The sequence below is a fragment of the Pelagibius sp. Alg239-R121 genome (assembly GCF_947331435.1).
In the GTDB taxonomy this organism is placed as follows: domain Bacteria; phylum Pseudomonadota; class Alphaproteobacteria; order Kiloniellales; family Kiloniellaceae; genus Denitrobaculum.
The window spans coordinates 142,026-168,285 of record NZ_CAMZOF010000007.1 but is presented as its reverse complement, the minus strand read 5'-3'; the positions used below and the strand labels follow the sequence as shown (position 1 = coordinate 168,285).

Annotated in this window: 30 protein-coding genes; 18 read left to right on the top strand and 12 right to left on the bottom strand. The window is 58.2% G+C overall.

Annotation, left to right across the window (positions count from 1 at the left end; all coding sequences use genetic code 11):
- Positions 1-55 precede the first annotated feature (55 nt).
- Together QMZ18_RS22590 and QMZ18_RS22585 are read left to right on the top strand one after the other, a co-directional pair.
- Positions 56-1,024, top strand: coding sequence for a LysR substrate-binding domain-containing protein (locus QMZ18_RS22590; protein ID WP_282608625.1), 969 nt, complete (start codon positions 56-58; stop codon positions 1,022-1,024).
- A gap of 220 nt (positions 1,025-1,244) precedes the next feature.
- Entirely contained in the window at positions 1,245-2,411 is a 1,167-nt protein-coding gene (locus tag QMZ18_RS22585; RefSeq protein WP_322097262.1) for an MFS transporter, read from the top strand.
- Positions 2,412-2,753: 342 nt separating this feature from the next.
- Here QMZ18_RS22585 and QMZ18_RS22580 read toward each other — a convergent pair whose 3' ends face one another.
- Together QMZ18_RS22580 and QMZ18_RS22575 are read right to left on the bottom strand one after the other, a co-directional pair.
- Positions 2,754-3,104 carry a hypothetical protein gene (locus QMZ18_RS22580; protein WP_282608623.1) on the bottom strand — a complete coding sequence of 117 codons (351 nt, stop codon included), beginning with the start codon at positions 3,102-3,104 and terminating at the stop codon, positions 2,754-2,756.
- Between the two features lie 170 nt (positions 3,105-3,274).
- Positions 3,275-3,490, bottom strand: a complete 216-nt coding sequence (locus QMZ18_RS22575; RefSeq protein WP_282608622.1) for a DUF6632 domain-containing protein — start codon at positions 3,488-3,490, stop codon at positions 3,275-3,277.
- Between the two features lie 295 nt (positions 3,491-3,785).
- On the opposite strand from QMZ18_RS22575, the gene QMZ18_RS22570 reads away from it, so the two are divergent.
- Genes QMZ18_RS22570 through QMZ18_RS22560 form a run of 3 tightly spaced genes read left to right on the top strand, consistent with a single transcriptional unit; the run spans position 3,786 to position 6,359 of the window.
- Positions 3,786-4,538 carry an allophanate hydrolase subunit 1 gene (locus tag QMZ18_RS22570; protein ID WP_282608621.1) on the top strand — a complete coding sequence of 251 codons (753 nt, stop codon included), beginning with the start codon at positions 3,786-3,788 and terminating at the stop codon, positions 4,536-4,538.
- Positions 4,539-4,551: 13 nt separating this feature from the next.
- Positions 4,552-5,592: a biotin-dependent carboxyltransferase family protein gene (locus QMZ18_RS22565; RefSeq protein WP_282608620.1), complete on the top strand. Its 1,041-nt coding sequence runs from the start codon at positions 4,552-4,554 to the stop codon at positions 5,590-5,592.
- Positions 5,589-6,359, top strand: coding sequence for a LamB/YcsF family protein (locus QMZ18_RS22560; RefSeq protein WP_282608619.1), 771 nt, complete (start codon positions 5,589-5,591; stop codon positions 6,357-6,359). Before QMZ18_RS22565 ends, QMZ18_RS22560 begins: the two co-directional genes overlap by 4 nt.
- Positions 6,360-6,416: 57 nt before the next feature.
- Here QMZ18_RS22560 and QMZ18_RS22555 read toward each other — a convergent pair whose 3' ends face one another.
- Positions 6,417-6,581, bottom strand: coding sequence for a hypothetical protein (locus tag QMZ18_RS22555; protein ID WP_282608618.1), 165 nt, complete (start codon positions 6,579-6,581; stop codon positions 6,417-6,419).
- Between the two features lie 176 nt (positions 6,582-6,757).
- On the bottom strand, positions 6,758-7,441 hold the full coding sequence (locus tag QMZ18_RS22550) for a YafY family protein (RefSeq protein ID WP_282608617.1): 684 nt from the start codon (positions 7,439-7,441) through the stop codon (positions 6,758-6,760).
- 117 nt (positions 7,442-7,558) lie between these two features.
- Here QMZ18_RS22550 and QMZ18_RS22545 point away from each other — a divergent pair, with 117 nt between their 5' ends.
- The 4 genes from QMZ18_RS22545 (at position 7,559) to QMZ18_RS22530 (ending at position 10,521) form a co-directional block, all read left to right on the top strand.
- The gene (locus tag QMZ18_RS22545) at positions 7,559-8,443 is read left to right on the top strand and encodes a DMT family transporter (protein WP_282608616.1); all 885 of its coding nucleotides are present in this window, start codon (positions 7,559-7,561) and stop codon (positions 8,441-8,443) included.
- Positions 8,444-8,724: 281 nt separating this feature from the next.
- A complete protein-coding gene (locus QMZ18_RS22540) occupies positions 8,725-9,120 on the top strand; it encodes a RidA family protein (protein WP_282608615.1) in 396 nt (131 codons plus the stop codon).
- A gap of 180 nt (positions 9,121-9,300) precedes the next feature.
- The gene (locus QMZ18_RS22535; protein WP_282608614.1) at positions 9,301-9,987 is read left to right on the top strand and encodes a YafY family protein; all 687 of its coding nucleotides are present in this window, start codon (positions 9,301-9,303) and stop codon (positions 9,985-9,987) included.
- A gap of 120 nt (positions 9,988-10,107) precedes the next feature.
- Entirely contained in the window at positions 10,108-10,521 is a 414-nt protein-coding gene (locus tag QMZ18_RS22530) for a hypothetical protein (RefSeq protein ID WP_282608613.1), read from the top strand.
- Between the two features lie 169 nt (positions 10,522-10,690).
- Here QMZ18_RS22530 and QMZ18_RS22525 read toward each other — a convergent pair whose 3' ends face one another.
- The 5 genes from QMZ18_RS22525 to QMZ18_RS22505 all read right to left on the bottom strand — a co-directional run bounded on the left by QMZ18_RS22525 (position 10,691) and on the right by QMZ18_RS22505 (position 15,588).
- Positions 10,691-11,326: a LysE family translocator gene (locus tag QMZ18_RS22525; RefSeq protein WP_282608612.1), complete on the bottom strand. Its 636-nt coding sequence runs from the start codon at positions 11,324-11,326 to the stop codon at positions 10,691-10,693.
- A 481-nt stretch (positions 11,327-11,807) separates the two neighbouring features.
- Positions 11,808-12,854, bottom strand: a complete 1,047-nt coding sequence (locus QMZ18_RS22520) for a TRAP transporter substrate-binding protein (protein WP_282608611.1) — start codon at positions 12,852-12,854, stop codon at positions 11,808-11,810.
- Positions 12,855-12,962: 108 nt separating this feature from the next.
- Positions 12,963-14,288, bottom strand: coding sequence for a TRAP transporter large permease subunit (locus tag QMZ18_RS22515; RefSeq protein ID WP_282608610.1), 1,326 nt, complete (start codon positions 14,286-14,288; stop codon positions 12,963-12,965).
- Positions 14,288-14,794, bottom strand: coding sequence for a TRAP transporter small permease subunit (locus QMZ18_RS22510; protein WP_282608609.1), 507 nt, complete (start codon positions 14,792-14,794; stop codon positions 14,288-14,290). Before QMZ18_RS22510 ends, QMZ18_RS22515 begins: the two co-directional genes overlap by 1 nt.
- On the bottom strand, positions 14,782-15,588 hold the full coding sequence (locus QMZ18_RS22505) for an N-formylglutamate amidohydrolase (RefSeq protein ID WP_282608608.1): 807 nt from the start codon (positions 15,586-15,588) through the stop codon (positions 14,782-14,784). The genes QMZ18_RS22510 and QMZ18_RS22505 overlap by 13 nt, the downstream gene beginning before the upstream one ends.
- Positions 15,589-15,716: 128 nt before the next feature.
- Here QMZ18_RS22505 and QMZ18_RS22500 point away from each other — a divergent pair, with 128 nt between their 5' ends.
- Entirely contained in the window at positions 15,717-16,589 is an 873-nt protein-coding gene (locus QMZ18_RS22500) for a MurR/RpiR family transcriptional regulator (RefSeq protein ID WP_282608607.1), read from the top strand.
- Positions 16,590-16,742: 153 nt separating this feature from the next.
- On the opposite strand, the gene QMZ18_RS22495 is transcribed toward QMZ18_RS22500, so the two are convergent.
- Complete coding sequence (locus tag QMZ18_RS22495; protein ID WP_282608606.1) at positions 16,743-17,396, bottom strand: TetR/AcrR family transcriptional regulator; 654 nt, start codon at positions 17,394-17,396, stop codon at positions 16,743-16,745.
- A 140-nt stretch (positions 17,397-17,536) separates the two neighbouring features.
- On the opposite strand from QMZ18_RS22495, the gene QMZ18_RS22490 reads away from it, so the two are divergent.
- Both QMZ18_RS22490 and QMZ18_RS22485 read left to right on the top strand, forming a co-directional pair.
- Entirely contained in the window at positions 17,537-17,971 is a 435-nt protein-coding gene (locus QMZ18_RS22490; RefSeq protein WP_282608605.1) for an ABA4-like family protein, read from the top strand.
- 75 nt (positions 17,972-18,046) lie between these two features.
- Positions 18,047-18,898 carry a hypothetical protein gene (locus QMZ18_RS22485; protein ID WP_282608604.1) on the top strand — a complete coding sequence of 284 codons (852 nt, stop codon included), beginning with the start codon at positions 18,047-18,049 and terminating at the stop codon, positions 18,896-18,898.
- 50 nt (positions 18,899-18,948) lie between these two features.
- Here QMZ18_RS22485 and QMZ18_RS22480 read toward each other — a convergent pair whose 3' ends face one another.
- Together QMZ18_RS22480 and QMZ18_RS22475 are read right to left on the bottom strand one after the other, a co-directional pair.
- Positions 18,949-19,929 (bottom strand): sensor domain-containing diguanylate cyclase, encoded by a 981-nt coding sequence (locus QMZ18_RS22480; RefSeq protein WP_282608603.1) that lies wholly within the window; start codon positions 19,927-19,929, stop codon positions 18,949-18,951.
- Positions 19,913-20,065, bottom strand: coding sequence for a hypothetical protein (locus QMZ18_RS22475; RefSeq protein WP_282608602.1), 153 nt, complete (start codon positions 20,063-20,065; stop codon positions 19,913-19,915). The genes QMZ18_RS22480 and QMZ18_RS22475 overlap by 17 nt, the downstream gene beginning before the upstream one ends.
- Before the next feature lie 691 nt (positions 20,066-20,756).
- Here QMZ18_RS22475 and QMZ18_RS22470 point away from each other — a divergent pair.
- The 6 genes from QMZ18_RS22470 to QMZ18_RS22445 all read left to right on the top strand — a co-directional run bounded on the left by QMZ18_RS22470 (position 20,757) and on the right by QMZ18_RS22445 (position 26,254).
- Positions 20,757-21,716 (top strand): sugar-binding transcriptional regulator, encoded by a 960-nt coding sequence (locus tag QMZ18_RS22470; protein ID WP_282608601.1) that lies wholly within the window; start codon positions 20,757-20,759, stop codon positions 21,714-21,716.
- A 64-nt stretch (positions 21,717-21,780) separates the two neighbouring features.
- On the top strand, positions 21,781-22,173 hold the full coding sequence (locus QMZ18_RS22465; RefSeq protein ID WP_282608600.1) for a VOC family protein: 393 nt from the start codon (positions 21,781-21,783) through the stop codon (positions 22,171-22,173).
- 112 nt (positions 22,174-22,285) lie between these two features.
- On the top strand, positions 22,286-22,624 hold the full coding sequence (locus QMZ18_RS22460; protein WP_282608599.1) for a hypothetical protein: 339 nt from the start codon (positions 22,286-22,288) through the stop codon (positions 22,622-22,624).
- Positions 22,625-23,044: 420 nt separating this feature from the next.
- A complete protein-coding gene (locus QMZ18_RS22455) occupies positions 23,045-24,367 on the top strand; it encodes a sugar ABC transporter substrate-binding protein (protein ID WP_282608598.1) in 1,323 nt (440 codons plus the stop codon).
- 162 nt (positions 24,368-24,529) lie between these two features.
- Positions 24,530-25,402 carry a carbohydrate ABC transporter permease gene (locus QMZ18_RS22450; protein ID WP_282608597.1) on the top strand — a complete coding sequence of 291 codons (873 nt, stop codon included), beginning with the start codon at positions 24,530-24,532 and terminating at the stop codon, positions 25,400-25,402.
- Positions 25,403-25,423: 21 nt separating this feature from the next.
- Complete coding sequence (locus QMZ18_RS22445) at positions 25,424-26,254, top strand: carbohydrate ABC transporter permease (protein WP_282608596.1); 831 nt, start codon at positions 25,424-25,426, stop codon at positions 26,252-26,254.
- Positions 26,255-26,260: the final 6 nt, after the last annotated feature.

The window sequence follows — 26,260 nt, the reverse complement described above, 5'->3', positions numbered from 1 at the left end:
CATCATTCACGCGGTAAAAAGCTTTAATTCGAGCAATAACTCATGATTAAAACTCATGCAAAAATCACCACCCCGCGCGACGGATTCTCTCGTTCTGGCTGCCCTACCCGCCATCGAAGCGGCCGCACGCCTCGGCAGCTTCACCCGTGCGGCACAGGAACTCGGATTGACCCAGGGCGCAGTCTCCCGGCGCATCCAATCCTTAGAGAGCCACCTCGGGGTCGCTCTCTTCACGCGCCAGGGCCGCACAGTCAAAATAACGACTGACGGCCTGCGGCTGGCCGAGAGCGCAACTTCGATCCTGCGTCAGATCGAAACCACCCGACTCGAGTTGAGCGGCTCACTGACCGGAAGCTTGCGGATCGGCGTCCTGCCCTCCCTGGGCGGTCTTTGGTTAGCGCCGCGCCTCCAGGCCTTCGCACAGCTTCATCCCGGACTCTCCGTTACGGTCTCGACAGTCGATGCGGACTTCAGTGCGGCCCACAAAGACCCGGTGAACTGGGACCCATCTCTCTTGGACATCGTCCTAACCTGGGGTCACGGCGGCTGGACGCCCCTGACCGCGAAGGTCCTGTTCCGTGAAGAGATGATCGCCGTCTGCAGTCCGGAATTCAAAGCCCAACACGGTATCGAGACCGTCGCCGACTTCTGGACCGCACCCCGCCTCGCACACACCACCCGCCCCAACGCCTGGGACGCCTTCGCCGAAGCTCGCGCCATCACGGCCTCCCCCGGTCGGGTGGTTTCAGGCCAAGCAGGCTCAGGCCGGCCAGTTTCAGGTTCTCAACCCCAACTCGCCTTCGACCACTTCTACATGATCCGCGAGGGCGTACTGGCGGACAGCGGGTCTGCCTTGCTGCCCGGGTTCTTGATTTCACGTGACATTGCCAAGGGAACGCTGGTCCAGACTGGCCCGGTCTGGGCCACCGGTGCACTTTATGCTGCGGTGGGATCAACAACCGCCTTCGGGCGTCCAGCCGCCAAGGCATTTCTGGATTGGTTGACGACAGACAGATCTGAATGAAGGCCCAAAAAGCGGTAATCCACAGGTCTACGACGGAGGCAGTTTTAATGAAAAAACTAAACCTTCCAAGCTTTTGCCAAAGTCTGCTTTCAATAACGCCTTGCGATCAAATAGAAAACTCACGCGCGCCGATTCTTCTTTATTTTAGAGGGATGATGCTGCGATACCCTCACCGTCAGACAAGACTCATAGTTGCCTATTGGTCATATGAAGTAACCCTATGCCGGCTTTCAAACACAGCCATCTAGTTCCGTGGATCCTCTCGCTAGGCATGTTTGTCATAGGAACAACGTCGCTCAGCATACTTGGAGTCGGCCCCGCGATGACCCGCGATCTGGCGGTTTCACCCGGCGCTGCTGGCTGGCTGGTGACTGCATTTGCAGCGACGTTCGCTGTCGTCGCACCAATCGCGCAGTTTGCGTTGGGAAAACGCTATTCGCCGCGTAGTCTCATTATCGTCGGCACGGTCATACTGACAGCCGCTTTGACATGGGCAGCGCTCGCTGCGGGATTTTCAAGTCTGCTGTTTTCACGTATTGCTGCCGCCCTGGGAAGCTCACTGATCGCGCCGACAAGTGCAGCAGTTGCTGTCGCAATGACCCCGGTCGGCCGCAGAGGCGCGGTTCTTGCCATCGTCTTTACCGGTTTCACGCTATCTACAGTGGCGGGCGTGCCAATCATGACATGGCTCACGCTGATGCTTGATTGGCGAGGCGCGATGGCAGCGATTGCCGTTGCGGCACTGTTGCTTTTGCTTCTTGTGCTTGCCGTTCTTCCGAACGAAACGATCGCCGTGGGCGATGGTGGGCAGGATGAAACCCCCAGCGTTGGCCTTTGGAAACCCACAATGGTCTTGCTGGCAACGCTGGGAATGCTGGCTGCCCAGTTTACGATTTATTCTCTGATGGGGGAATTGCTTGGCCAAGAATTCAGTGTGAGCGATGCAGGCCTGCCGGCCGCAATCCTGCTGTTCGGCATCTTTGGTGTTGCCGGGAATGCTGCCGCTGGTTTTCTGACTGATCGCGTAGGATCGGATGTACTCGTGTGGGTCAGTATCACCGGTCTGGCCGCCCTGCTTCTGCTTATGAATGCTGACCTCGGCCCGGTTTACGGAACACTCGTACTCGCAGGATGCGCCTTTGCTGGAACCTTGTTTACGACACCCCAGCAGAGTCGACTGGTTGAAATCGTCCACCAGGATCGGCATGCCCTAATCTTGGCAGTAAATTCGTCTGCTAGCTATTTGGGGATCGCTTTTGGATCAGGTTTAGCGAGCTTGTTGGCCATGAACACGGGACTCTCCGTCCTCCCGGTTGCCGCATTGATCGTCCTGTCGCTCGTTGGAGCGATCAATTTGCTAGTGCAATTTCGTTCGCAGTCAAGATAGGTGCTGCCGCTAGCTTTCGTCCGTCCGAAGGTAAAAAGAATACGGATGTTGACTGCAGAGCAGAAAATGTTTGGGATGGATCAAATTCGGGAAGTCACCGTGTCCGGCTCTAACAACGATAGCTCTGTAGAACGGAGCGAACATGTGACTTGGTCCCAGCCATAGCCGCTACTGATTTAAACTGGAAACTCAAAATCTTGATCGATTTGTACATCGTGCGTACGATCGATTGTCTCCGGCATTCCACAAAAGGGGCAGGTTTTGGGTCAAAGTCATTGGTTGCCCCTCAACAGCACTCTGTTCGCATTCGCAACAATCTGCATAGGTTTGCTGTCCGGACCTTCATCTGCCGACCATTTGTCTCGCTCCCAGTGTTTTGAGTATTTCACCTGCATTCTTGGGCAAGACAGTGCTTTGAACCAATGCTACGACAACAAACACCTGAAAAAGACCGGGGAAGACCGAGTAGTTTGCATGCGCAATGCGCAGCACAACTGCAAGGTCAAGACAGGCATGGCTGGTACTGGCAGAAAGCTGATCATCACCCGTCCGCTGGATTGGTATAATAGACCTACGATTCAAGAGGGTGATGCGGACAACAATCAGGCTATCCGCATTTACAATTACGCTGGCTGGAATCACTGCCCGCCTCAATATCAGGGACTGCAAGACTTCTGGTGTGATCCCCACCAACTGCGATATCCGCCACGACCGTGGTGTGATGTTTTACCAACCTACAACGTGCAAAAACGAGAGATCCCTGAATGACCGCGTGGCACTGTCCCCGCCTTCAATCACAGGCATTAGTGCACAGCCGACATCAAACAACCATGATGCTGATCACCCCTGATCCGGCATGACCATCAACGTGAATCGGTAATCTGCCCCTTTGCCCCCTTCGGCGGCATCGAGTACCAAATGATGATGCTCACAATAAACAAGAGTGGAACGTCGCCGACCAGATGACCGCGTTCACTGTGATCTCCTGCCGATTGAAACCCCATGATAACCGAGTGGACAGTGTTGACATAATTGCAAAGCAGAGGAAGGTTCGTGCAGAGCGCATTGATTTTGCACATGAAAAAGGACACTCCTCTTTGATCGCTCCTCTCGAAGTAACACTGTCGGCTGATCAGTCGGTGCGACCAGCCAGCCCGGCTCATTCCGTACCGGTGTTGCAATCCGCAAAGACCTCGTGCGCTTCCATCCTGGTTTCGAAGGCTTGACGGCATGAGGCCCTTCGTTAGATTGGTCGGCGTTAGATTAGTCGACTTGGTTCGATGGGCACTGAGCTGGAATTGATCGGGTGCAGGCGCGCATCTGGCAACGGCGATCCGGGAAGCGTGACTTGACTGCAGCGTTGGATAATTGAAGGTGGCAAGCCCAGAGACCGAATCATCTCCCCTTTTCAGGCCTGCCGGTGACAGTGCGGTCATCATCGAATTCGGCAACCGTCTGTCCGAGTCCATCTCCAATGCGGTCTTGGCCTTCGATGCCCGGCTGCGGTCCTTCAGTTTCCCGGAAATAGTGGAGACCGCGCCGGCGATCCGCTCGGTGTTTGTACGTTTCGATCCCCTGATTTCCCCGCCCGCCGCGATGCGCGATAAACTTGGCGAACTGCTGGCAGAACGAAACTGGCTTGAGGCGCCCCCGCCCGACAACCGGCGTCTTTGGCGGCTGCCCGCGCACTATGGTGGAGAGGCGGGACCGGACCTAGCAGAAGTCGCCGACCTGACAGGGATGAGTGAAGACGGCTCCATCCAGGATCACGCTTCGACCCGGCAAAGAGTCCTGATGCTCGGCTTTGCGCCCGGCTTCGCCTACCTCGGCGGTCTCTCCAAGGCCTGGGCGATCCCCCGCCTGTCTTACGTCAAGCCGAAGGTGCCGCCAGGCTCCATCTCCGTCGCCGTGCGCCAGACGACTTTCAGTGCGACTACCATACCCACGGGTTGGAGAACGATCGCCCGGACGCCGTTCCTGAGTTTCGATCTGAAAAACGACCCACCCTTTCTGCTGGAGCCCGGCGACGAGATCACCTTTGATCCTGTCTCGGAGGCCGACTTCGCCAAACTCGCAGCCAAGACCGCCGAGGGCCTTCCGATCGTACAGCCGGAAGCGATCACATGACGGAGCGCTTAAGGTGACCGGGCGCTATTTGGAAGTCCTCTCTGTGGGCCCCGCTGCCAGCATCCAGGACCGCGGGCGGCCGGGCTATCAGCGCTACGGCGTTTCGACCGGCGGCGCGCTCGACCCGATTGCCGTGGACGAGGGCGCCGCCCTGCTCGGCCAGGACGTCGGTCTGGCGGTGATCGAACTCTGTATGTTCGGCGGCAGCTTCAAAGCCAATGGTGGCCCACTGCGCATCGCCCTCACGGGCGCGCCCATGACCTCCGTCCAGATAACAACCTCCGGTGAACGCAGTCCCGTGACCTGGTGCAGCAGTCTCAGCCTGGCTCCCGGCGAGATTCTTGAGATCGGTGCCGTCAAGAATGGCTTCGCCGGATATATCAGCATCGGCGGCGGTATCGTGACACCCCCAGAGCTCGGCTCCCGGGCGGCCCATTTGCGTGCAGGACTGGGTGGCGGTGCTTTGACGGCAGGCGCGCACCTGCCTGTTGGTGATGACGCAGGCGACACTACGGGAATGCTTCTGCCCGTAAGCGACCGCTTTGCGAAAAAAGAGATCCGCGCCCTCTGGGGATCGCACGCCTACCTCTATCCCGAAGCCGAACGCGAACGGTTCGCCGCCACCGATTTCAAGCTCTCGGCAAAGCGCGACCGCATGGGCACACGGCTCGACTTCGAAGGCCCTCCCTTCCAAACGGAAGGCGCCTTGTCGGGCCTGTCGGATGCCGTTTCGATCGGCGATGTCCAGTTGACCGGAGACGGCCTACCCATCGCCCTGCTGGCCGACTGCCAGCCGACCGGCGGTTATCCGCGTATTGCCACGGTAACGACGGCCGACCTGCCGGCTCTTGCGCAGCTCTCGACGGGCAGCGGATTCCGCTTCATTATGGTCGATGAGGAGACGGCGGTTGAGGCCTTGCGGCGCGAAATGTCAACGCGCGAAGCGTTCCGCGGAGCGATCAGACCGCTGCTGCGGGACCCTCGCGAAATAACCGACCTTCTGTCCTACAACCTGATCGACGGCGTCGTTTCTGGCGCGGAGGAGCCACAATGAGTCCCACTATCGACCTCAACGCCGACCTCGGCGAGTCCTACGGTCCCTGGCCGATGGGCGATGACGCCGCGATGTTGGATATCGTCACCAGCGCCAACATCGCCTGCGGGTTTCACGCGGGCGACCCGGAGATCATGGCCAAGACGGTTACGCTCTGTCTGGAAAAGAACGTCGGCATCGGGGCGCATCCGGGTTTCAACGACCTGCATGGTTTCGGCCGCCGGCGCATTCACGGCACCCCGCAGGCCCAAATGGAGGCCATGCTGATCTATCAGATCGGCGCCCTGCAGGCGATCGCACGATCCCAAGGTGCAAAGGTTCGCCACGTCAAGATGCATGGGGCGCTGTCGAACATGGCGAGCGAGGATGCCGAACTGGCGGCTCAGTGCATCGGCGCCGCGGCCAAGGCCGATCCAACCCTCATCCTCGTCGCGGTCGCGGCCACGGCCCTGCAGAGCGAGGGCGAAGCGGCGAACATCGGACTCGCGCGGGAAGTATTCGCCGACCGGGCCTATCAGCCCAACGGCCTGCTGGTGCCGCGCAGCACGCCGGGCGCAGTCATTCACGAGGCCGAGATCGCCGCGGATCGCGTGCTGCGCATGGTCGAAGAGCGCGCAGTCACGGCGATGGACGGCACCAAGGTACCAGTGGAGCCGGATACTGTCTGCGTCCACGGCGACGAGCCCAGCGCGGTAAAGCTGGCCGAGGCCGTGCGTAAGCGACTGGAGGACGCGGGGGTCAAAATCCGCACTTTCGGAACCGCCTGAAGTGATCTCTTTGCAAAAAAGGAGAGCGCGCCGCTTCATCTCAAGCAAATCGGCTGATCAGCCCTGGCAATGGTCAGCCCTTTCCACAGCCACATTGCCGCCCTTGAAGACCTGAACGACCTTCGCCTTCGTCTCGGATTCAGCGGCGATCCTATCCCAGAACTTCACGGCGGCCGCTTCCACCCGTGCTCGCTCGTCGCCGGGCATGAAGGTCCGTTCCATCTTGCTGCACCGGATCCGAAGGCCGGTTCACGGATCGCGACAAAAACTGAAATCTACAAGCATAGTCACCGCCGATCAGCTGGCTGATAACGCCATCTCATTTCAAATGCCTCAAACAGTGGCAGTTTTGACAAAGCGGCCATCCGGTGCGGCACTATGAATGACGGCAGTTCGAACTACAGATCCAGAGCCGGCACGGCTCTGCCTTTTTGGCTTTCTTCCCATTCGGAGATCAACTTGTCTCCACGTCCGCGAAAGCTGTCGGCCAGCACCGTGCAGCTCATCACACGATCCAATCTGAAATGCCTCAGATCCTGACGCAATTCGCACCAAGCCACGATCATCGCTGCGTCCAAATAGTAGATAAGGACAAGCGGCCAGATCACGCGCCTAGTTTCCCGTTGCTCGACATCGCAGTAAGTGATTCGCATCTTCGTCTCGTTGCGGATCGCTTTCCGAAGCTCAGAGAGCTCTAGGTTAGGTGTACATTCCATGCGCCAAGACGACGTAATGAGTCTGCGCGTTCCCGGTGCCGTTTCATGCAATTTGCGCGCGGCACGATTGGCCGCCCGCCACAAGCCCGGATCTCCCGTTCGTGCGACCAAGCTGAGGCCAACGGTAATGGCCTCAGCTTCTTCGGCGTCGAAATTGATTGGAGGCAAATCGTATCCCTTGCGCATGACATAGCCCACTCCAGGCTCACCCAGAATCGGTGTCTGCATCGCCTGGAGGCTGGCGATATCCCGGTAAACTGTCCGTATCGAAATCTCGAGCGCGCTAGCTATGTCGCGAGCCAAAATCGGCCCCTTTGCTGACCTCAGCAATTGTATCACTTCAAAAAGCCGCGCTGCTTTGGACATGATTCAACCTCCGTTCCTTTTTGCAAATATACCAAATCACTGCTGCCACACAGATGTCAGCAGTGATTTGGTAGAACGGCTCGGACTCAGGTATTGGCAGTGAGGTTGGAACAATCAATGGCGGCACCCGTTACAGGAAATCAAATAGGGCGAGGAACGGCGTATGTGATCATTGCGGCGCTACTCTTTGCCTTGGCGCCTGCCGTAGCGAGGTTTGCAGCCAGCGAACTCAATGTGCTGGTTCTCGTGTTTTGGACCAATCTCTGGATGTTCGCGCTTATGTGCGGATGGGTCGTGTTGAGGCGCTCGGCCAGTGGCCTTCGCACCAACAAGCTGGCAAAGCACTTTTTAAGGTCAGCCTTCACCTACGGCGCAATCGTCGCCTATTTTTTTGCGGTGGTTCATATTCCCTTTGCGAATGCGGTGATTTTACAGTCCATGGGCCCTCTATTCGTTCCAATTCTTGCCTTGCTCATTTTTCGCAGATTGTCAGATCGATATGTTTGGCTGGGCGTTCTCATCAGCTTCGTTGGCGTGTTGCTGATTGTGCGGCCTGACCATGTGGGAATTTCGATAGGAGAGGTATCTGCTTTATTTGCAGCCCTCGGAGGCGCAGCTGCGGCGATGGTCATCTGGTCTCTGGGGACGACGGAGCCGCCCGACAGACAGATGTTCTATTTCTCATTCTTTGCGCTGCTGCTGTCCGCTCTTACACTCCCTTGGGTATGGCAATGGCCCGCAATAATCCAGATGATCCAAGTTTTTTTCATCGCCGTTTTCACAATTGTCGGGCAATTCTTCTATGCCAAGGCATTCTCTGTGGCGCCGGGCGACAAAGTGAACACATGGATTTATATGTCGCTCGTGTTTGCAGCGATTATTGGATTCATCTTTTGGGATGAACCCATTTTTGCTGCAACGATTGCAGGCACTGTCCTTGTTGTTGGGGGGGCATACTTGGCGACAAGAGAGAGTGTCGTGAATGCACCGCAGTCCGGATAGGGCTTTTCGCGATTATGGCCCGAGCGTAAGCAACGGCGTATTTTGTATTTGATACGCTGTATTGGAAGGCAGCTCGTGGCTCAACCCGGCTATTCGCTGCAGTCTGGATAAACACCAGCAATCGACAAAGGGTATCGGCGCGTTTCGATGAATATGGGTTGTTGAGTTCCCAATCTGATCGAACGAATTATTCTTCAGCTTGAGACACTCCTGCCACCACGGTGAATGGAGACCTGTGGTTCATAGGAGCCCTCTGATTTCTCATTGAGGACGCATTTGCTATGAAAAGAACAGCCGTTAACCCATGGCCGTGGTCGCTGAAATTCGGCTACAATCAGGCCGAAGTGCTCGATGGAGTGAACCGGCAGTTAGTCTGCGCAGGCCAGACCGCCGTCGACGCTGACGGCAACCCGCAGCACCCAGGGGACATGCGCAAGCAAATGGCGCTGGCCATAGACAATTTGGAAACCGTGTTGAGCGCTGCCCAGATGGGTCTCTCTGACGTCATTCAACTCAAGATCTATACGACCGACGTGGATGAAGCCATGAAGCACTTCGATGTTTTCGGATCACGATTTGGACCCCTTGACGCTGCGCCTCCAATGACGCTTATGGGCGTAACCCGGCTCGCGCTCCCCCCGTTGATGTTTGAGATCGAGGCCACGGCTGCCGACTGATCACAAATTCCGGAAATTCCGGAACGCAACAGGTCGTCCGTGCAGTCTCACAGGTATCGCGGATGACCTGGAGCACCTTTCCGGTTCACGACCATCGAGACTCGCTGAGCTTATGATACAGTCTTGGATAAAGATTGCTTGAGCCCCAACACGCTCGAATTCCAAGTGGCGAGTAACCCGATGCGTCGCGCAGAAAGACTCTTTCGACTGGTGAACGAGATGCGAACCCGAGGTATCAGCCGGGCCAACGAACTTGCCGAGCATTTCGAAGTTAGTATCAGCACAATCTATCGCGACATTGCCCATCTCCAGGCCTCCGGCCTTCCGATTGAAGGCGAAGCCGGTGTTGGCTATTTGCTGCGACCTGGTTTTGACCTGCCGAATGTGACCTTCACCCATGACCAGATCGACGCGCTGGCTGTCGGCCTATCCTTTGTGGAAAGCACCGGCGATTCGGTCCTGGCAACCGCAGCCCGCGAAGCGCGCGCAAAGATCCAGGCAGGCATGCCTCAACCGGAGGAGCGGAAACTCGCCGACGCCCCTTACTTCAGCCTTCAACGTAGAAACAGCGAAGCGCCGAATGTGGGCTTGCTTCGCGAGGCGATCCGCAAACGGCAAATCGTGCAAATCGTCTATGAGAACGGCGAAGGGAATCGATCCGAGCGCCGCCTGCACCCGCTCGTGGTTTGGAACCTCACAGATGGATGGATGTTTTCAGCCTGGTGCGAACTCAGACAGGATTTCCGCACATTCCGATTTGACCGTATCGCGGACCTCACCATAACCGTCGACCGGTTCGATGAAGATGAGGCAAAAGGACTGCGCGCTTTTATGGAGCTGGAGCAGTGTGAAGCGGGCGATCGTTAAGCGACATTCGCTTCACCCTGTCGAAAAAAGTACGGGCTCAAATGGGGAAGTCGGTACAACCAGTCAGTAGGACGGTTGAGCAGAGTTTTCAGACGTTAGAGCTGTTGCTATCTTGGAAGTATGAAACATAAGCAACTACATTCTATCGCGCACAATTTCGCAGATTCACTAGCTAGCGGACTAGGTTTTGTTGTCGGAATGTTCGGAACAGACGTATTTGCCGACGCAGCTTCAAACGATGATGGCGTTGTTAGTGTTGATTTTCTGAACGGCACAATCAAAGGGAGAACGGTGGATGATAGGCTCCCACGAGCTATCTCATTGTATCAAAAAGCATTCCCTCAGTTTTGTGCGAAGCACGGCGCCACTGAGAGTAACTTTCGTCAATTTGAAGTTCGCTTCACTCATCTCGCACCAACAACTGGATTTGCAGTGACTATTGAAGACGACAAAGGGCGAGTTTCCACTGAAGACTACGTTGGAACTCCAGGCAAACGGATTGTGAAGCTGGATGCTCTGGGCAGACGCAGATAGAACCAACTCGCAGTTCCACTTCACTGACGCAATGGGCTCAATCCAGGCCCTTGCCACAAGAGTTACAAACGTCGGCAACACAAGACTTTATTTACTGTTCGTAGAATGGCCGCTTTCCCTGCCCCGCGTTTCTCCTTTCGGAATATTGCATCGCACTGGCCGGGTGCGATCAGACGGAAGAGCGGCGCAAAGTAAGGGTAGCCAATCCCATGCCAATCAAGACAGTGCCGCTGACGCGCTTAAACCAGGCAATGATCGACGGACGCCGGATCACTCCCCGCAACTGCCCGGCAAGCCGCGCATAGACATAGGCGTTTACCCAGGCAAGGCTAGTAAAGGTCGCGATAGCCATCGCAAATTGCGGAAGGAGCGGCGCGGCAGGATCAATGAAGTAAGGCACAAAGGCGATAAAAAAAGCGATCGGTTTCGGGTTCAGGGCGGTCACTCCCGCGCATTGACGAACAATCCGCGCCGCGCTGATACGAGAATCTGTAACGCCTGGCGCTGTGTCTGTGTCACGTGCAGACCGGATTGTCCGGATACCAAGCCAGATCAAGTAGGCGGCGCCGATCCATTTAAGCGCGGCAAAAACCTGTGCAGAGGCAAGCGAAAGCGCACCAAGCCCGGCCAACGATACGGTCATGGCCGTCGCGTCTCCCAAGGCGACGCCAAATGCGGCGACCGGGGCGATACGCGGCCCGTTCGAGAGTCCAAGCGTAATGACGAGCAAAATCGTGGGGCCAATCGGGAAAGCCAAAAAGGCAACGGATGCCGCGGTAAATGCGAGCCACATGTCGAATGTCATTGCCCAGGTCTCCGATAGCTAATTATCGCGCGATACAATCATTCAGCCGTAGCGAGTACAAACGAAATCGGAGAAGCTCACTCTTGGAACCTGGCCTATGCTTTATGCGTAGCGCCCGTCCGTCAGATTCGAACCTTCATGCTGCTACGCTGCTTGGCCAACATAACGCCATGACATGCGTTCCCTGCAAAATACGGCCCTCGCAGCGCTCCTCCGAATGAGCAAATTGAGCTCAGATCGGCTATTTTCTAAAGCGTGAGCGAAGCTCCGTTCTTGGCATTTCCAAAACATGGAGCATCGCCTCATCTACGTCCGAGGTCCGCTCGAAAGTCGAAACAATCACTGGCATTTTCAGAAACGAACCAAAGATCTCACTTCAAAGCCAGAGACTCCCATACAGTATCGAGAGCAGCGTTCTTCCCACAAAAAAGGGCGCCCCATTCCCACAGGGCGCCCCTCTTCATCTCAACCCGGCGGCTAATCAGCCGTAGCGGTACGGCCGGCCGGCTTTCTCCATGCTGGCGTTGTAGTCCTTGAAGATCTGGACCACCTTGGCCTTGGTTTCGGATTCAGCCGCAATCTCATCCCAGAACTTGATGGCGGCCGCCTCGACCTGCGCCCATTCCTCATCGGGAATCGAGGTCAGTTTCATCTTGGTGCCCTGGGTGCGCAGATGCGCTTCGCCGCCCCAGTACCACCACTGACGGTAATAGTGCGAGCTGTCCATGGTCAGTTTGAGCAGCTCTTTCAAATGATCGGGCAGCTCGTTGTAGCGGTCCATGTTGGCGAAGAACGATCCAGCCCACGCGCCGGAGATGTTGTTGGTCAGGAAATAGTTGGTCACGTCCGCCCAACCCACCGTGTAGTCCTCGGTGATGCCCGACCAGGCAATGCCGTCCAGCTCGCCGGTCTGCACGGCGACTTCAATGTCTTCCCATGGCAGGGTGACCGGAACCACGCCGAACTGGGTGAGAAAGCGGCCGGCCGTCGGGAAGGTGAAGACGCGCTTGCCCTTCAGATCCTCGAGGCTGTGGATCGGATCCTTGGTGGCGAAGTGGCAGGGATCCCAGGCGCCCGCGGACAGCCATTTCACGCCGACCTTGGAGTATTCTTCATCCCAGATCTTGTCGAGGCCGAACTGGTTGAACAGCACCGGCACGTCGAGCGAATAGCGCGACGCGAAGGGGAAATAACCGCCGAACACCGTCACCTCAGTCGGCGAAGCCATGGAATCATCATCGGACTGCACGGCATCGATCGTGCCCTTCTGCATGGCCCGGAAGAGCTCGCCGGTCGGGACCAGCTGATCAGCGAAGAACAGCTCGATCTCCATCTCGTCGCCGGCGACCTTGTTGAAGGAATCGATGGCGGGTTTGATCACATGCTCGGCCAGCGCCGGTCCGGCGTAGGTCTGCATCCGCCACTTGATTTTCGACTGCGCGTGCACCGCGGGCGCGGCCAATGCGGAGGCGCCAGCGGCAACACCGGCGATACCGGCCCCTTTCAGGAACTTTCTTCTATCAGTCATGTCCTCTTCTCCCTTGGTTATGAGCCGAGCCTGGCAGGTTGATCCCAGCGGGCTGAGCCCTGTTAACAGCTTTTTTCTTCCACCCTCATACTCAGCCGGAGCCCGGTGCTATTTACCGTAGACGTAATCCGGCAGCCACAGGGCGATGTCCGGAAAGGACATCACCAATGCCAGGGCGACGATCATCACCCCGACGAAAGGCACGATCGAACCGTAAATGTCTTTCAGCGTAATCTCCGGCGGCGCCATGGCGCGCATCAGAAACAGGTTGTAGCCGAACGGCGGCGTCATATAGGCGACCTGGGTCGTGATGGTGTAGAGCACGCCGTACCAGATCAGATCGAAGCCCAGCGCGCCGACCAGCGGCACGTAAAGCGGCGCCACGATTACCAGCATCGCCGTATCGTCCAGGAAGGTCCCCATCAGGATAAACGAAAGCTGCATCAGGATCAGGATCATCCAGGGGTCGAGGCCGAGCTGTTCGGTGAAGAGGTTCTCGATCGCTTTGACCGCACCGAGCCCGTCGAACACGGCGCCGAAGCCGAGCGCCGCCAGGATGATCCACATGAACATGCAGGAGATGGCAAGGGTCTGGCGGACCGAGACCTCGAAGACCTCCTTGTTCATCCGGCCCTTCAGGACCGCCGCCATAAAGGCCGTCATGGCGCCGATGGCCGAGCTTTCCACCAGGCTGGTCCAACCGTTCACGAAGGGCACCATCATGGCGGCGAAGATGACCAGCGGCAGCATTCCCGCGCGCAGCAGCCGCAGCTTTTCAGCCATCGGAACATCGCGTTCCTCGGGCGGCAGCGCGGGCCCCAGCTCGGGCTGCAGCCGGCAGCGGATCACCACATAGAGGATGAACATGGCCGCCATCATCAGACCGGGAATGACTCCGGCGAGCCAGAGCTGCCCGACCGGCTGGCGCGCGATCATGGCGTAGAGCACCAGCACCACCGAAGGCGGCACCAGGATTCCCAGCGACGAGCCCGCCTGGATCACGCCGGTCACCATGCGCTTGTCGTAGCCGCGGCGCAGCAGTTCCGGTAGGGCGATGGTCGCCCCGATGGCCATGCCGGCGACCGAGAGACCGTTCATGGCGGAAACCAGAACCATCAGCAGGATGGTGCCGATAGCGAGGCCGCCGCGCACCGGTCCGAACCAGACGTGAAACATCTTGTAGAGATCGTCGGCGATCTTGGATTCCGACAGCACGTACCCCATGAAAATGAACATCGGCAGGGTCAGCAGCGGATACCACTTCATCAGCTTCATGGCCGCCGAGAAGGCGATGTCGCTGCCGCCGGTGTCGCCCCACAGCAGGAGGCCCGCCACCACGCCGACGAAACCGATGGCGCCGAAGACCCTCTGCCCGGTCATCAGCATGATCATCATGGTCGAGAACATCAGGATCGCGATCAACTCGTAGGACATCAGATTTCAACCCCACGAATGCGCGCCACGTCCTTAAAGAACTCCGAGATCGCTTGAAGAATCATGAGGAAAATGCTGAGACACATGGTGATCTTGATCGGCCAGAGGATTGGCCGCCAGGCCGTACTGCTGCGTTCACCGTACTGCAGCGAATAGGACGTACTTTCCCAGCCGCCGTACAGCAGAACGCCGAGATAAAAAATCAGCAGGAAAACCGTGAAGGCATCGAACCAGGCTTTCTTTCGATCCGACCAATCGCCGTAGAACAGGTCCATCCGAACATTGGAGCCGAGTTGGATCGAATAGGGCCCGCCCAGCATGTAATAGGCAACCATGGCGAACTGCGCCATTTCCAGGGTCCAGAGGGACGGCAGAAAAAATGTCTTAGAGATCGACGACCACAAGAGAATGCCGACCATCACGAAAATCAGATACATGACCAGCCGCCCGAGACGCCGGTTGATCGTATCGACGATCTTCACGTATTGCCTGATCACTCCGGGCATGCCGTTCCCTTCCCTGCACCCGCAATGCCCAGCTTGTCGCAGACAGCGCCAATCCAGGCCGCAAGCATATCAGAGATAATGATCCGGTCCTGCTCAACGGCCAGCAGGTCGTTCCTGATCTCGATCATCACATTCATCAGCCCATTGCGGACGCCATGCTCAATCAAGGTGTGGGTCACACCATCTTCGGGGCCGTAGGGTTCATTCCGCCGCACGTCCAGGCTGGTAAACTGCCCGGACAACTCCAGCATGGCATCGGCGAAGCGGCTATCCTCGTCGTGAAGAATACCGATGTGAACATCCCGGGAAGCGCCGAAGTAAACCGGCGTAAAGCTATGAACCGTGACCATGATCTTCAGTTGGCCGGCGCGCGAAATCACATCCGAAAGCGTCTGTTTAAACGGCAGATAAACATTCTCCACCCGTTCGCGTTTTTGCGCGTCAGAAAGTTCTTTATTCCCTGGAATCTCAAAGATTTCGCTGATTTCAGGCATAGCGTCAGGTGACTCGGGTAGGCGATTGCAGTCATACACAAGACGCGAGACGCGAGACGCAACGAAAATTGCATCGAGCTGTCCAGCCACCGCCCGCGCCACATCGTAGGCGCCGGGGTCCCACGCAACATGGCTCGTGAGGTCACCGTCGTCTAGACCGAGATTCGCGTAGCGGGCTGGAATAGCATTGGACGCATGCTCGCAGACAAGCACGACGGCACCCGATCCACCGGCATTGAACACTTCCGGTAAAATGGGTCCGGCCTGGTCCGGATCCATTCCGTCCTCCTGCAACGCCATGCTTCTCCCCCAGCCATTCTGTATAGATAATTACAGACCTGACCAGACAGTCAACTCCTTTTCAGAAACATATTCTTCAGAGCGCTTTAGCCTGTTATCATCGCTGCCAAAATGTAAAAGGATGCCCTATGCCGGCACAGACCGAGACTATTGGCGAACGCCTGCAGCGATCATTCGACGACCTGACCCGCGCGGAACGCCAACTGGCCAACTCGATCCTGGAAAACTACCCGGTCTCGGGCCTCGGCAGCATCACCACGGTCGCCAACAATGCCGCCGTGTCCACGCCGACCGTGGTGCGCATGGTGCGCAAGCTGGGTTATGCCGGCTTCCCGCAGTTCCAGGCCGAGCTGCGCCGCGAGCTGGAAGCGAAGATCGTCAATCCGATCGCCAAACACGACACCTGGGCCGAGAACGCACCCAACGAGCACATCCTGAACCGCTTCACCGAAGCCGTCATCGACAACATTCACCAGACGCTCGCACAGATTGACCCGGAGAGCTTCGATACAGCTTGCGGCCTGCTCGCCGATCCCAAGCGGACGGTCTTCGTGGTCGGCGGCCGAATCACCCGGGCTCTGTCCGACTATTTCTACATGCATCTTCAGATGATCCGCCGCGGCGTGACGAACATCGAATCCCGCTCAAATTCCTGGCCGCACTCCCTGCTGGACATGGAGGAGGGCGACGTCCTGGTGATCTTCGACAACCGGCGCTACGAAAATTCCACCATCAAGCTGGCCGAACTGGCCGGTGAGCGCGGGGTCAGGATCATCCTCTTCACCGATCAATGGCGCTCGCCGGTCAGCCGCTTCGCCGATCTCTGTTTTTCCAGCCGCATCGTCGTGCCCTCCGCCTGGGATTCTTCGGTCGTGATCATGCTGCTGCTGGAGACCATGATCGCCGAAGTCCAGAAACAGACCTGGGACGGCACCCGCGAACGCATCGAGGATCTGGAAGACGTCTTCGACCGCACAAGGTTTTTCCGGAAATTTAATTAGGGTCTGTTAAACATCGAGATGTTTAACAGACCCAACAAGCGATTTGCGTTCTTCGAAAACAGAAGTTCTCAAAACCTGCGTTCAAGGTCAACAGCATGCTGACCGATAGGCAGCGGGTTTTGAGTCCGTTAACGCAAACTGCGCTAAGGCCGCCTATCCCGGCGAAGCCGCCCGTAAAATCATATCGGCCAGCAGTTCCTCGCGGCGCTTGCGCGGCAGGTTCTGCAGAAACTTCATGCGCCCGCCGTTCAGAAGGTCGGCCAGACCGTGCACCATGGCCCAGGTCGACATGGCATCGGCCATAACCCCATCGTCCTCTCGCGGGTCGCCGTTCCGGTAACGCCCGACGTCATCGAGCAGCTTCTCGAAGGCGATGGTGGCGGCTTCCGCCAGTTCGCCCTGGCAAAAGTCCGGGCGTTTGGAGGAAAACATCAGGCGAAAGAGCGCCGGGTTTGTCATGGCGAAGTCGATGTAACCGAGACCCGCGGCGACCAGTTGCGCGGCGCCCTCCTTCACAGCCCGCTTCTGGCGGACGTTCTGCAGGGCGACAAAGCGCCGGTGGCCAATGGCGGCGAGCGCGGTCAGCAGGCCATCGACATCACCGAAATGATGCGCGGGTGCGGCATGACTGACTCCCGCCCGCTTGGCGACGCCGCGCAAAGAGAAGTTTTCGATGCTCTTTTCGGAGAGCTCGGCCTCCGCCGCCTCTAAAAGCACCGCGCGCAGATCGCCGTGATGGTAGCGCGCTTTAGCTGCGCCTTCGTACAAGGCGCGAGGTTTTCCCGATTCAACTTTCGATTTTGCCATAGCTCTTGCTTACGCCCCAAACTTGCCAATGTCAAAATCGAACTTGACAGTGACAAGATTATAACTCAAATAGATCTAGACAGCGTAAAGATTGAACTCGACCAAAGCTTCAATTCCAACGCAAACTTCAGGAGCGCGATATGACCCCGGATCAGATCTTTAGCCTGGCGAGCACAACGGCGATGGCCGGCTGGCTGGTGCTGCTGGCCTCTCCCGTCATTCCGGTCTGGGCCGACCGCATAGCGGGCATCGCCCTGCCGCTGCTGCTGTCCGTCGGTTACAGCGCGCTCATTCTGGCCTTCTGGTCCGGCAGCGAAGGCGGTTTCGGTAGCCTCGCCGAGGTCATGCAGCTCTTCACCCTGCCCGAGTTGGTTCTGGCGGGCTGGATCCACTATCTCGCGTTCGATCTCTTCATCGGCGCCTGGGAATGCCGCACCGCGCGGACCGAAGGCATCCGTTTCTGGTTCGTGGTCCCCTGTCTCGGGCTGACCTTTATGTTCGGGCCCGTCGGCCTGCTGCTCTTCATGGCCCTGCGTCTGGTCAGGCGATTCCAGACCGCCCCCGCGGCTGCGTGAGCCCCTGCGGCGTGAGCCCCGCCGCTGCATGAACTCCCGCGGCACGACCCAAAGCCATCTCTCGGAGGCCTGACCATGAACAGCGCCGTCCTGACTGCCGTTCCGCCTCGTTCCTTTTCCGCCGCGCGGTTCCTCGACCTCTTCCGGCCGGAACCGGTCTTCGCGGGCGCGGGTCTCCTCATGCTGCTGCTGATGCTGCCGACCCTGGCGGCCATCGCGATCGATCCCCGCCTGCACCTGGGCGAGAACATCTGGATCAAGCCGCTGAAGTTCGAATTCGCGCTGGCGGTCTTTCTCCTCACCCTCGCCGCCTTTGCCCGCTGGCTGCCCTCCGGCATGACGCAAAAGATCTGGTACCGCCTCTTCGCCGCCGCCGTGGTCTTCTCGGCCCTGGCGGAGATGGTCTGGATCGGCGGCGCGGCCGCCATGGGAACCGCCTCGCACTTCAACGTTTCGACGCCGCTCCTGGGCAGCCTCTATTCGCTCATGGGCGTCTTCGCGGCTGTCATCACCTCGGCCAGCACGCTCTACGGCGTTCAGATCTGGTGGAACAAGGACAGCGGCCTCCCGCCAGCCCTCTCCCTCTCGCTCGCCTCCGGCCTGATCATGACCCTGCCCCTGACCCTGGTCACGGCGGGCTATCTGGCCAGCAACGGCGGCCATTTCGTCGGCGGTTCAGGCACCGACGCGGCGGGCCTGGCGATCATGGGCTGGTCCCGCGACGGCGGCGACCTGCGGGTGCCCCACTTCTTCGCGCTGCACGCCATGCACTTCGTGCCGTTGTTTGGGTTTGTGGTCGGCAAGGTTGTTGCGCAAAGCAAGGCAAAGGCCTTCGTGCTGGCCTTTTCCGCCCTCTATGTCGGCCTGGTGGCCTACAGCTTTGTGGAAGCCATTGAGGGCCAACCCTTCCTGGCCTTTATCGGGTAAAGGACGAGATTGCCGAAAGGGCGGGAATTTTCCGGCCCTTGGCATAAGTCCTACCGGATTTGCACCGAGGCTTCGGAAAGATCAGGCGACGGCGCCCCATCGGCGATGGAGATGCGATTCCTGCCGTTACGTTTGGCCTCGTAGAGTGCATCGTCGGCGGCGGTTAACAGATCGCGCTGCCGGATGCCCCGCCGGGGCAGCGCGGTTGCAATACCGATGCTGAGCGTCACATGTGCACTCGCGTGGTCTTGCGGCAGGATGATGTCAAGGTCGGCAATAGCGACCTGAATCTGGCGCGCAATCTGTTCCGCGGAATGGCGCGGGGTATTGGCAAGCAGCATCGCGAACTCATCGCCGCCGATGCGCGCGGCAACGTCGCCGGGACGCCGGGCAAAGCGCTTCAGGGTCGTGCTGATAGCCTTGAGGCACTGGTCGCCGGCGACATGACCGAGCGTGTCATTGATCTGTTTAAAGAAATCTACGTCGAAGTAGATCAAGGACAACTCGTGGCAATTACGCTCCGCACGGCGCCATTCCAGATCAAACTGCTCGTTGAAGTATCGGCGGTTATGCATGCCAGTCAACGCATCTGTGACGACCAACTCCTTCAATTGTTCCTGCGCCAGCTTCTCTTCAGTGATGTTCCGGTGCGTGACGACAAAACGTGGTGGTCCAATCAGAGTGACAGGTACGACGCTCATCAAAAACCAGCGCCTTTCTGCGGGACTATCGCAGGGGTAGGCAAAGTCGAAGCGATCAAACGATTTGTCGAGGACACCTCGCACGCCACGGATCAATGCGGCGACCTCGGGGTCGCCCGACACGTCCTCATGCTCGCAGCAGGCCAGGTATTTGAGGCCGGACCACGTAATGTCGCGCGACCCGCCGTTCTCCTGATAGAAACGTTCCCAGGCGTTATTGACCCATTCGATGACGGAATGCTCGTCGATAACGGCAATTTGGTCCGGCAGGGCATCGAGGATACCTTTCAGATAACCGCTTTCAGGGTCTTTCTCAGGTATTGAGGCCATGGTGCCGCTCCTCCCCCCACTTGTTCGAATTTTGACGGGCGGAAGCGTCCCGGGAGAGCCCGACGTCATGGCCGAGCCGGATCCGGCGTTCGTCCATCATAAGGACCGACGCGTCAGCATCATCGGACACGAGCATAGCTTTTCCCATAGCCGTTCCCCAGTTTGCGTGCCGCGTCACGGCGTGTCGGCCACGATACGGGGCTGTTGTTCGCGGATCTCCAGAACCCTGCCTGCCTATCGCTGCCGGCGTTTCGGATACTCGGTTCTCTTGAGCGGGGACCGCGGTGAAAATCAGGCCGTCCGATCAACTAAAGACAATTACTCTCGCTTTGGCCGCCGCAAACACTAAATGCCAAATATTTAGATAAGTATAATTTTTCCATAGCTCTATTGTAAAAACCCTCGATTGAAAAATACTTATCTAATTGATAAGACTCTCAACTCGAAATATGTCAGGTGCACTCAAAACATACAGATCAAAGATGCCGATCAATTTCTTGCACAAAATTTAATCAATACTCAAACACAACATTCTCAACTACCGACCTCCACAAGAAGTAACTATTTTCCAGAAAATTGTTGTAGAAATTTGATGAGGTGACAAGTCACAACTCAACTTGCACCGGAGATCCGGGACTCAACACGCGTGCCAAAAGCCTGAACGGCTGCACCGGACAAGTCATGAAAACAAAGCCATTTCGTGACTTCACGTTAAGGTTCTGGACTACGTCATTTGCCATCCCCCACCTCTCTGTCGTAAGTGAATAGACATCGGCCGCACGCATCCCGCCGCCGCCTTGCACACAAACCACCTCGGTCCAACGCTCATGCAACGCCGCAAAGACTCCAACGGAAACCGTCTCGACGATGCGGCGCGCGCGGGCTGGCTTTATTACGTCGCCAAGAACACCCAGGACGAGATTGCCGAGAAGATGGGGATTTCGCGGCAGTCGGCGCAGCGGCTGGTTTCGCTGGCGGTCAGCGAGGGGTTGATCAAGGTGCGGGTCGATCATCCCATCGCACGCTGTCTGGAGCTGGGGCGGGAGCTGAAGGCGCGCTTCGGGCTGAAGTCCGTCGAGGTGGTGCCGAGCGATCCGGGGTCTTCCTCGACCACCGTGGGGCTGGCCGAGGCCGGGGCCACGGCGATTGAGAAGGCGCTGAAATCAAGCGCGCCGATCATCATGGCGCTGGGCACCGGGCGGACCCTGAAGGCCGCCGTGGATCAGCTGCCGCAGATGGATTGCCCGCAGCACAAGATCGTCTCGCTGACCGGGAGCATCGCGCCGGACGGCTCGGCGGCCTTCTACAACGTCATCTTCAGCATGTCGGACGCGGTCAAGGCCCGGCACTATCCCATGCCCCTGCCCGTCTACGTTTCCTCGCCCGAGGAACGCGCACTGTTGCACCAGCAGGAAATGATCCATTCGACCCTGGAGTTGGCGGCCAGGGCCGACATGACCTTTGTCGGCATCGGCGAGCTGGGCCACGAAGCGCCGCTGCGCGAAGACCGCTTCATCACGGATCCCGAAATGGACCAGTTGATGGCGGCGGGCGCGGTCGGCGAGATCACCGGCTGGGTCTTCGATGCCAAGGGCCAACTCATCGCCGGAAACACCAACGCGCGGGTCGCCAGCGCGCCCATTCCTTCTCGCGAAAATTCCCTCGTCACCGGCATGGCCATGGGCGAGAAAAAGCTGCCCGCCATCGCCGCCGCCGTGCGCGGCGGCCTGATCAACGGCCTGATCACCGACGAACTGACCGCGGAAAAACTTCTGTCAGACTCTTGATCGCTCGACGGCCGCCACCACACGGCACGTTTTGGTTATCTGTCGAAATCACGAGGAGCCCGCCATGAGCCTCAAGGAAATTCGCAACGCCGACTACACGATCCTACTCTGCCAAAATCTGGCCGAAACCCGCAGCTTCTATAAAGACGTGATGGGCTTTCCCTTAGAGACAGACCTGGAGACCTGGGTGAGCTTCCGGGTCGGTGCGACCCTGCTCACGCTGCGGCCGCGCGGTGCTAACCCGGTCTGGGACGACGGCCCGGCAGAACCGGGTGCGGCCTCTGTTCAGCTTGCCTTCCGTGTGCCGCCGCCCGCCGTCGATGTCTGCCACGCCGAGTTGCTTGCGCAGGGCGTCCCGATCCTGCGGGAACCCACAGACCTGCCGGACTGGCGGCACCGCACGCTCTTCTTCCGCGATCCCGAAGGCAACGTGATCGAGATCTACGCCGAGTACTGAATGCTGCGAAAGCTCGTCGGGCGACGCATCGGCAACCTCAGAGGCCTTGGACAAAGATTGCCGCTATGTCATCCTAACCACCTTGGGAGTGTTACAAGGACAAGATCTGTTAATGAAACCTTTTGTTCCAATGGCGTTGATCGGTCTGACATTGGCTGCCTGTCAGACGACGACAAGTGGAGAGAAACCTCAGCCCGCCGCTCCTCTTGAAGCTGCGCTCTCCGGAAGAACGCTGGACAGCCAAAATGCAACAGTTCATCTAAACCAGGATGGCACGCTCACTGGAACAGGTGTCCGAGGCACTTGGGAAGTCAAAGACGGCAAGTTCTGCCGTACATTGACGAAACCTGATAGTCTCGCAGGCTCGGACTGCCAATCCGTGCTCTTTAACGGCAACCGAGTAACCTTCATCCGCAGCAACGGCTCACAAGCGACCTATAGGATACGATAGGCCGGGCGTACTTCTTCGCAGTTCCATTCCATGTTTTCCGTCGGCAGACTGATAACCTCCGTTTCGAACGCTATCTTGAATCAGGCCTAAGCCCCACTGTGTCCGCCGCTTCAATGCGACCTAGACATAATCCGACCAAAAATCCCCCAACGACGGTCAGCGGTTTCCATTAAACTCGCACAACAGTGTTTTGGGTTTTCCTAAATCACAGATTTCAAAATATCCTTTTGAAATCAGTAGCATGCTGATTGCGAGGCAGTGAATTTTGAGCCATGTAAAACGCAAAAACACTCTACAATTTTGCGTTGCAGAAACGATTCCCTCTTGACTCTTTAACCATTTTAGTGAGTAATTGCTCAACACATAGGCAATTGCTCAAACCCAAAGAGCCACCCCAAGACCTGTGCGGGAGGAAAAATCATGAATTTGAAAGCATCGATGCTCGGCGCGTGCTCGGCACTCGCTATGACAAGCCTGGCGGCCAGCTACGCCTTGGCCGAAACCCTGACCATCGCCACCGTGAACAACTCCGACATGATCATCATGCAGGAGCTGTCTTCGAAGTGGGAAGAACAGTCGGGCCACACGCTGGACTGGGTTGTCCTTGAAGAGAACGTTCTGCGCCAGCGCGTCACGACTGATATCGCCACCAACGGCGGATCCTTCGACGTCATCACGATCGGCGCCTACGAAGCACCGATCTGGGGCGCCCAGGACTGGCTGAAGCCGCTCGACGATCTGGGCGATGCCTACAACTACGACGACATTTACGAGCCGATCCGCAACGGTCTGTCGGCAAATGGGTCCCTCTATGCGGTTCCCTTCTACGCCGAAAGCTCCTTTACCTTCTACCGCAAGGACCTCTTCGATGCGGCAAGCATCAAGGTTGGCGATGCGCAGATCACCTACGAAGAGTTCGCGGAAATCGTTGCCAAGGTGCATGCCCCCGACAAGGGTATTTACGGCACCTGCCAGCGCGGCAAAGCCGGCTGGGGCGAGAACATGGCCTTCGTCGGCCCGATGGTGAACGCCTTCGGCGGCAAATGGTTCGACATGGACTGGCAGCCGCAGTTGGAAAGCGACGAGTGGAAGTCCGCGGTCAACTACTATGTCGACCTGATGAACAACTACGGGCCTCCGGGCGCGTCCTCGAACGGCCACAACGAGAACCGCGCGCTCTTCGCCGACGGCAAGTGCGCGACCTGGGTCGATGCCACATCGGCGGCGGGCTATATCTTCAACCCCGATCAGTCTTCGGTCGCCGACAAAACCGACTTCTTCCAGGCGCCGAAGCAGGTGACCGACAAGGGCACCGGCTGGTTCTGGGCCTGGGCGCTGGCGGTTCCGGCCAGCTCCACCAAGGAAGCCGCCGCCAAGGACTTCCTGGCATGGGCCACTTCGGCAGACTACGTGAAGCTCGTGGGTGAAACGAAAGGCTGGGTCGCCGCGCCTCCGGGCACCCGGAAATCAACCTACGAGAATCAGGCCTATCTTGATGCGGCACCTTTCGCCGCCACCGTCGAGAAGTCGATCCTGGCCGCGAACCCCGCCGACGCAACGCGCGATCCCGTGCCCTACACCGGTGTTCAGTTCGTTGCGATCCCTGAGTTCCAAGGCATCGGCAACTACGTCGGTCAGCAGATCTCGGCTGCCCTGGCCGGTCAGCAGACCGTCGATGAGGCTCTGGCCAACAGCCAGCGCTTCGCCCTGCGCGAAATGACGAAAGCCGGTTACATCAAGTAGCCGCCTCCCGGCGCGGGGCGATGCCGGATGCATCGGCCCACCGCGCTAGTGCCGGTTTCGCGACCGGTTTCTTGGCCGATTTCCTGTTAGCCTTGTAGCGAGGACCTGAAAAAGGGTCTTCCCTTCAGTGCTGGCCTCACCTTCTCCCGGAGGACCGATCGAATGGCGACCAAAGCATCCCGTTCCGCCGCCCGGCTGATGATCTCCCCCGCCGTGCTTCTCCTGCTGGGCTGGATGCTCGTTCCGCTCTGCATGACGATCTATTTCTCCTTCCTACGCTATAACCTGCTGCAGCCGGGCAACAATCCCTTCGTCGGGTGGGAGAACTACTACTGGTTCTTCACCGACCCCAGTTTCACCGACGCCATGATCAACACGCTGGTGCTGGTCGGCGGAGTCCTGCTGATCACCACCATCGGCGGCATCCTGTTCGCTTTGCTGCTGAACCAGCCGATGTGGGGCCAGGGCGTCATCCGCATCATGGTGATTGCCCCGTTTTTCGTCATGCCGACGGTCTCGGGTCTGGTATGGAAGAACATGTTCATGAACCCGGTGAACGGGATTTTCGGGCATCTGGCGCAAGCCCTGGGGATGCAGCCCCTCGACTTCTTTGGCCAGATACCGTTGCTGTCGATCGTCTTCATCGTTGCCTGGCAGTGGCTGCCCTTCGCGACCTTGATCCTCCTGACGGCATTCCAATCGCTCGATCAGGAGCAGCTCGAGGCGGCCGAGATGGACGGGGCAAGCTGGCTCGCGCGCTTCTGGTTCATCATGCTGCCGCATCTGGCCCGCGCCATCACCGTGGTGGTTCTGATCCAGACCATCTTCCTGCTGTCGATCTTTGCCGAGATCCTCGTGACAACCAACGGCGGCCCGGGCACCGCGACCACCAACCTCACCTACCTGATCTATGTCTCGTCGCTTTTGCAGTACGACGTCGGCATCGGCAGTGCGGGCGGTGTCGTCGCCATCATCCTTGCCAATATCGTCGCATTCTTCCTGATGCGCATGATCGGCAAGAACCTGGACGCGTAAGGACGGATAAGGACGGACATCATGGCACGCGCAGTCTCAAACTCCCGCAAGTCCTTCAACACGCTGCTCGCCGGCAGCCTCGGCGTGCTGATGTTCTTTCCGATCCTCTGGATCGTCATCCTATCCTTTAAATCCGAAGGCGACGCGATCCGGGCCCCCTTGGAGGTCCTGTTTTCGGGCTGGACCTTCGAAAGCTACGGGGCGGTTCAGGCGCGCTCGGACTACTTCAAGCACTTCTCCAACTCGGTGATCATCTCGCTCGGCTCGACCTTCCTCGGGCTGGTCATCGCGATCCCCGCCGCCTGGGCCATGGCCTTTGTTCCGGCCAAGCGCACCAAAGACGTGCTGATGTGGATGCTGTCCACGAAGATGCTGCCGCCGGTCGGCGTCCTGATCCCGATCTATCTGATCTTTCGCGACTTCGGCATTCTCGACAGCCGCATCGGCCTGGTCTTCGTGCTGATGATGATCAACCTGCCGATCATCATCTGGATGCTCTACACCTACTTCCGTGAAATTCCCGGCGAGATCCTGGAGGCCGCGCGGATGGACGGGGCGTCCCTGCGCGATGAAGTGATCTACGTCCTGACGCCCATGGCGATCCCCGGCATGGCCTCGACCATCCTGTTGAACATCATCCTGGCCTGGAACGAAGCCTTCTGGACGCTCAATCTGACCGCCGCGAAAGCCGCGCCGCTCACCGCCTTCATTGCCTCTTTCTCCAGTCCCGAGGGCCTGTTCTACGCCAAGCTCAGCGCCGCCTCGGTCATGGCGATCGCGCCGATCCTGATCATGGGCTGGTTCAGCCAGAAGCAACTCGTCCGGGGTCTGACCTTCGGCGCCGTGAAGTAAGGAACC

Coding starts and splice junctions, on each gene's coding strand:
- QMZ18_RS22590 (WP_282608625.1), top strand. CDS start 56: ATGCAAAAATCACCACCCCGCGCGACGGATTCTCTCGTTCTGGCTGCC.
- QMZ18_RS22585 (WP_322097262.1), top strand. CDS start 1,245: ATGCCGGCTTTCAAACACAGCCATCTAGTTCCGTGGATCCTCTCGCTA.
- QMZ18_RS22575 (WP_282608622.1), bottom strand. CDS start 3,490: ATGTGCAAAATCAATGCGCTCTGCACGAACCTTCCTCTGCTTTGCAAT.
- QMZ18_RS22560 (WP_282608619.1), top strand. CDS start 5,589: ATGAGTCCCACTATCGACCTCAACGCCGACCTCGGCGAGTCCTACGGT.
- QMZ18_RS22555 (WP_282608618.1), bottom strand. CDS start 6,581: ATGGAACGGACCTTCATGCCCGGCGACGAGCGAGCACGGGTGGAAGCG.
- QMZ18_RS22550 (WP_282608617.1), bottom strand. CDS start 7,441: ATGTCCAAAGCAGCGCGGCTTTTTGAAGTGATACAATTGCTGAGGTCA.
- QMZ18_RS22545 (WP_282608616.1), top strand. CDS start 7,559: ATGGCGGCACCCGTTACAGGAAATCAAATAGGGCGAGGAACGGCGTAT.
- QMZ18_RS22540 (WP_282608615.1), top strand. CDS start 8,725: ATGAAAAGAACAGCCGTTAACCCATGGCCGTGGTCGCTGAAATTCGGC.
- QMZ18_RS22535 (WP_282608614.1), top strand. CDS start 9,301: ATGCGTCGCGCAGAAAGACTCTTTCGACTGGTGAACGAGATGCGAACC.
- QMZ18_RS22530 (WP_282608613.1), top strand. CDS start 10,108: ATGAAACATAAGCAACTACATTCTATCGCGCACAATTTCGCAGATTCA.
- QMZ18_RS22525 (WP_282608612.1), bottom strand. CDS start 11,326: ATGACATTCGACATGTGGCTCGCATTTACCGCGGCATCCGTTGCCTTT.
- QMZ18_RS22520 (WP_282608611.1), bottom strand. CDS start 12,854: ATGACTGATAGAAGAAAGTTCCTGAAAGGGGCCGGTATCGCCGGTGTT.
- QMZ18_RS22515 (WP_282608610.1), bottom strand. CDS start 14,288: ATGTCCTACGAGTTGATCGCGATCCTGATGTTCTCGACCATGATGATC.
- QMZ18_RS22510 (WP_282608609.1), bottom strand. CDS start 14,794: ATGCCCGGAGTGATCAGGCAATACGTGAAGATCGTCGATACGATCAAC.
- QMZ18_RS22505 (WP_282608608.1), bottom strand. CDS start 15,588: ATGGCGTTGCAGGAGGACGGAATGGATCCGGACCAGGCCGGACCCATT.
- QMZ18_RS22500 (WP_282608607.1), top strand. CDS start 15,717: ATGCCGGCACAGACCGAGACTATTGGCGAACGCCTGCAGCGATCATTC.
- QMZ18_RS22495 (WP_282608606.1), bottom strand. CDS start 17,396: ATGGCAAAATCGAAAGTTGAATCGGGAAAACCTCGCGCCTTGTACGAA.
- QMZ18_RS22490 (WP_282608605.1), top strand. CDS start 17,537: ATGACCCCGGATCAGATCTTTAGCCTGGCGAGCACAACGGCGATGGCC.
- QMZ18_RS22485 (WP_282608604.1), top strand. CDS start 18,047: ATGAACAGCGCCGTCCTGACTGCCGTTCCGCCTCGTTCCTTTTCCGCC.
- QMZ18_RS22480 (WP_282608603.1), bottom strand. CDS start 19,929: ATGGCCTCAATACCTGAGAAAGACCCTGAAAGCGGTTATCTGAAAGGT.
- QMZ18_RS22475 (WP_282608602.1), bottom strand. CDS start 20,065: ATGCTCGTGTCCGATGATGCTGACGCGTCGGTCCTTATGATGGACGAA.
- QMZ18_RS22470 (WP_282608601.1), top strand. CDS start 20,757: ATGCAACGCCGCAAAGACTCCAACGGAAACCGTCTCGACGATGCGGCG.
- QMZ18_RS22465 (WP_282608600.1), top strand. CDS start 21,781: ATGAGCCTCAAGGAAATTCGCAACGCCGACTACACGATCCTACTCTGC.
- QMZ18_RS22460 (WP_282608599.1), top strand. CDS start 22,286: ATGAAACCTTTTGTTCCAATGGCGTTGATCGGTCTGACATTGGCTGCC.
- QMZ18_RS22455 (WP_282608598.1), top strand. CDS start 23,045: ATGAATTTGAAAGCATCGATGCTCGGCGCGTGCTCGGCACTCGCTATG.
- QMZ18_RS22450 (WP_282608597.1), top strand. CDS start 24,530: ATGGCGACCAAAGCATCCCGTTCCGCCGCCCGGCTGATGATCTCCCCC.
- QMZ18_RS22445 (WP_282608596.1), top strand. CDS start 25,424: ATGGCACGCGCAGTCTCAAACTCCCGCAAGTCCTTCAACACGCTGCTC.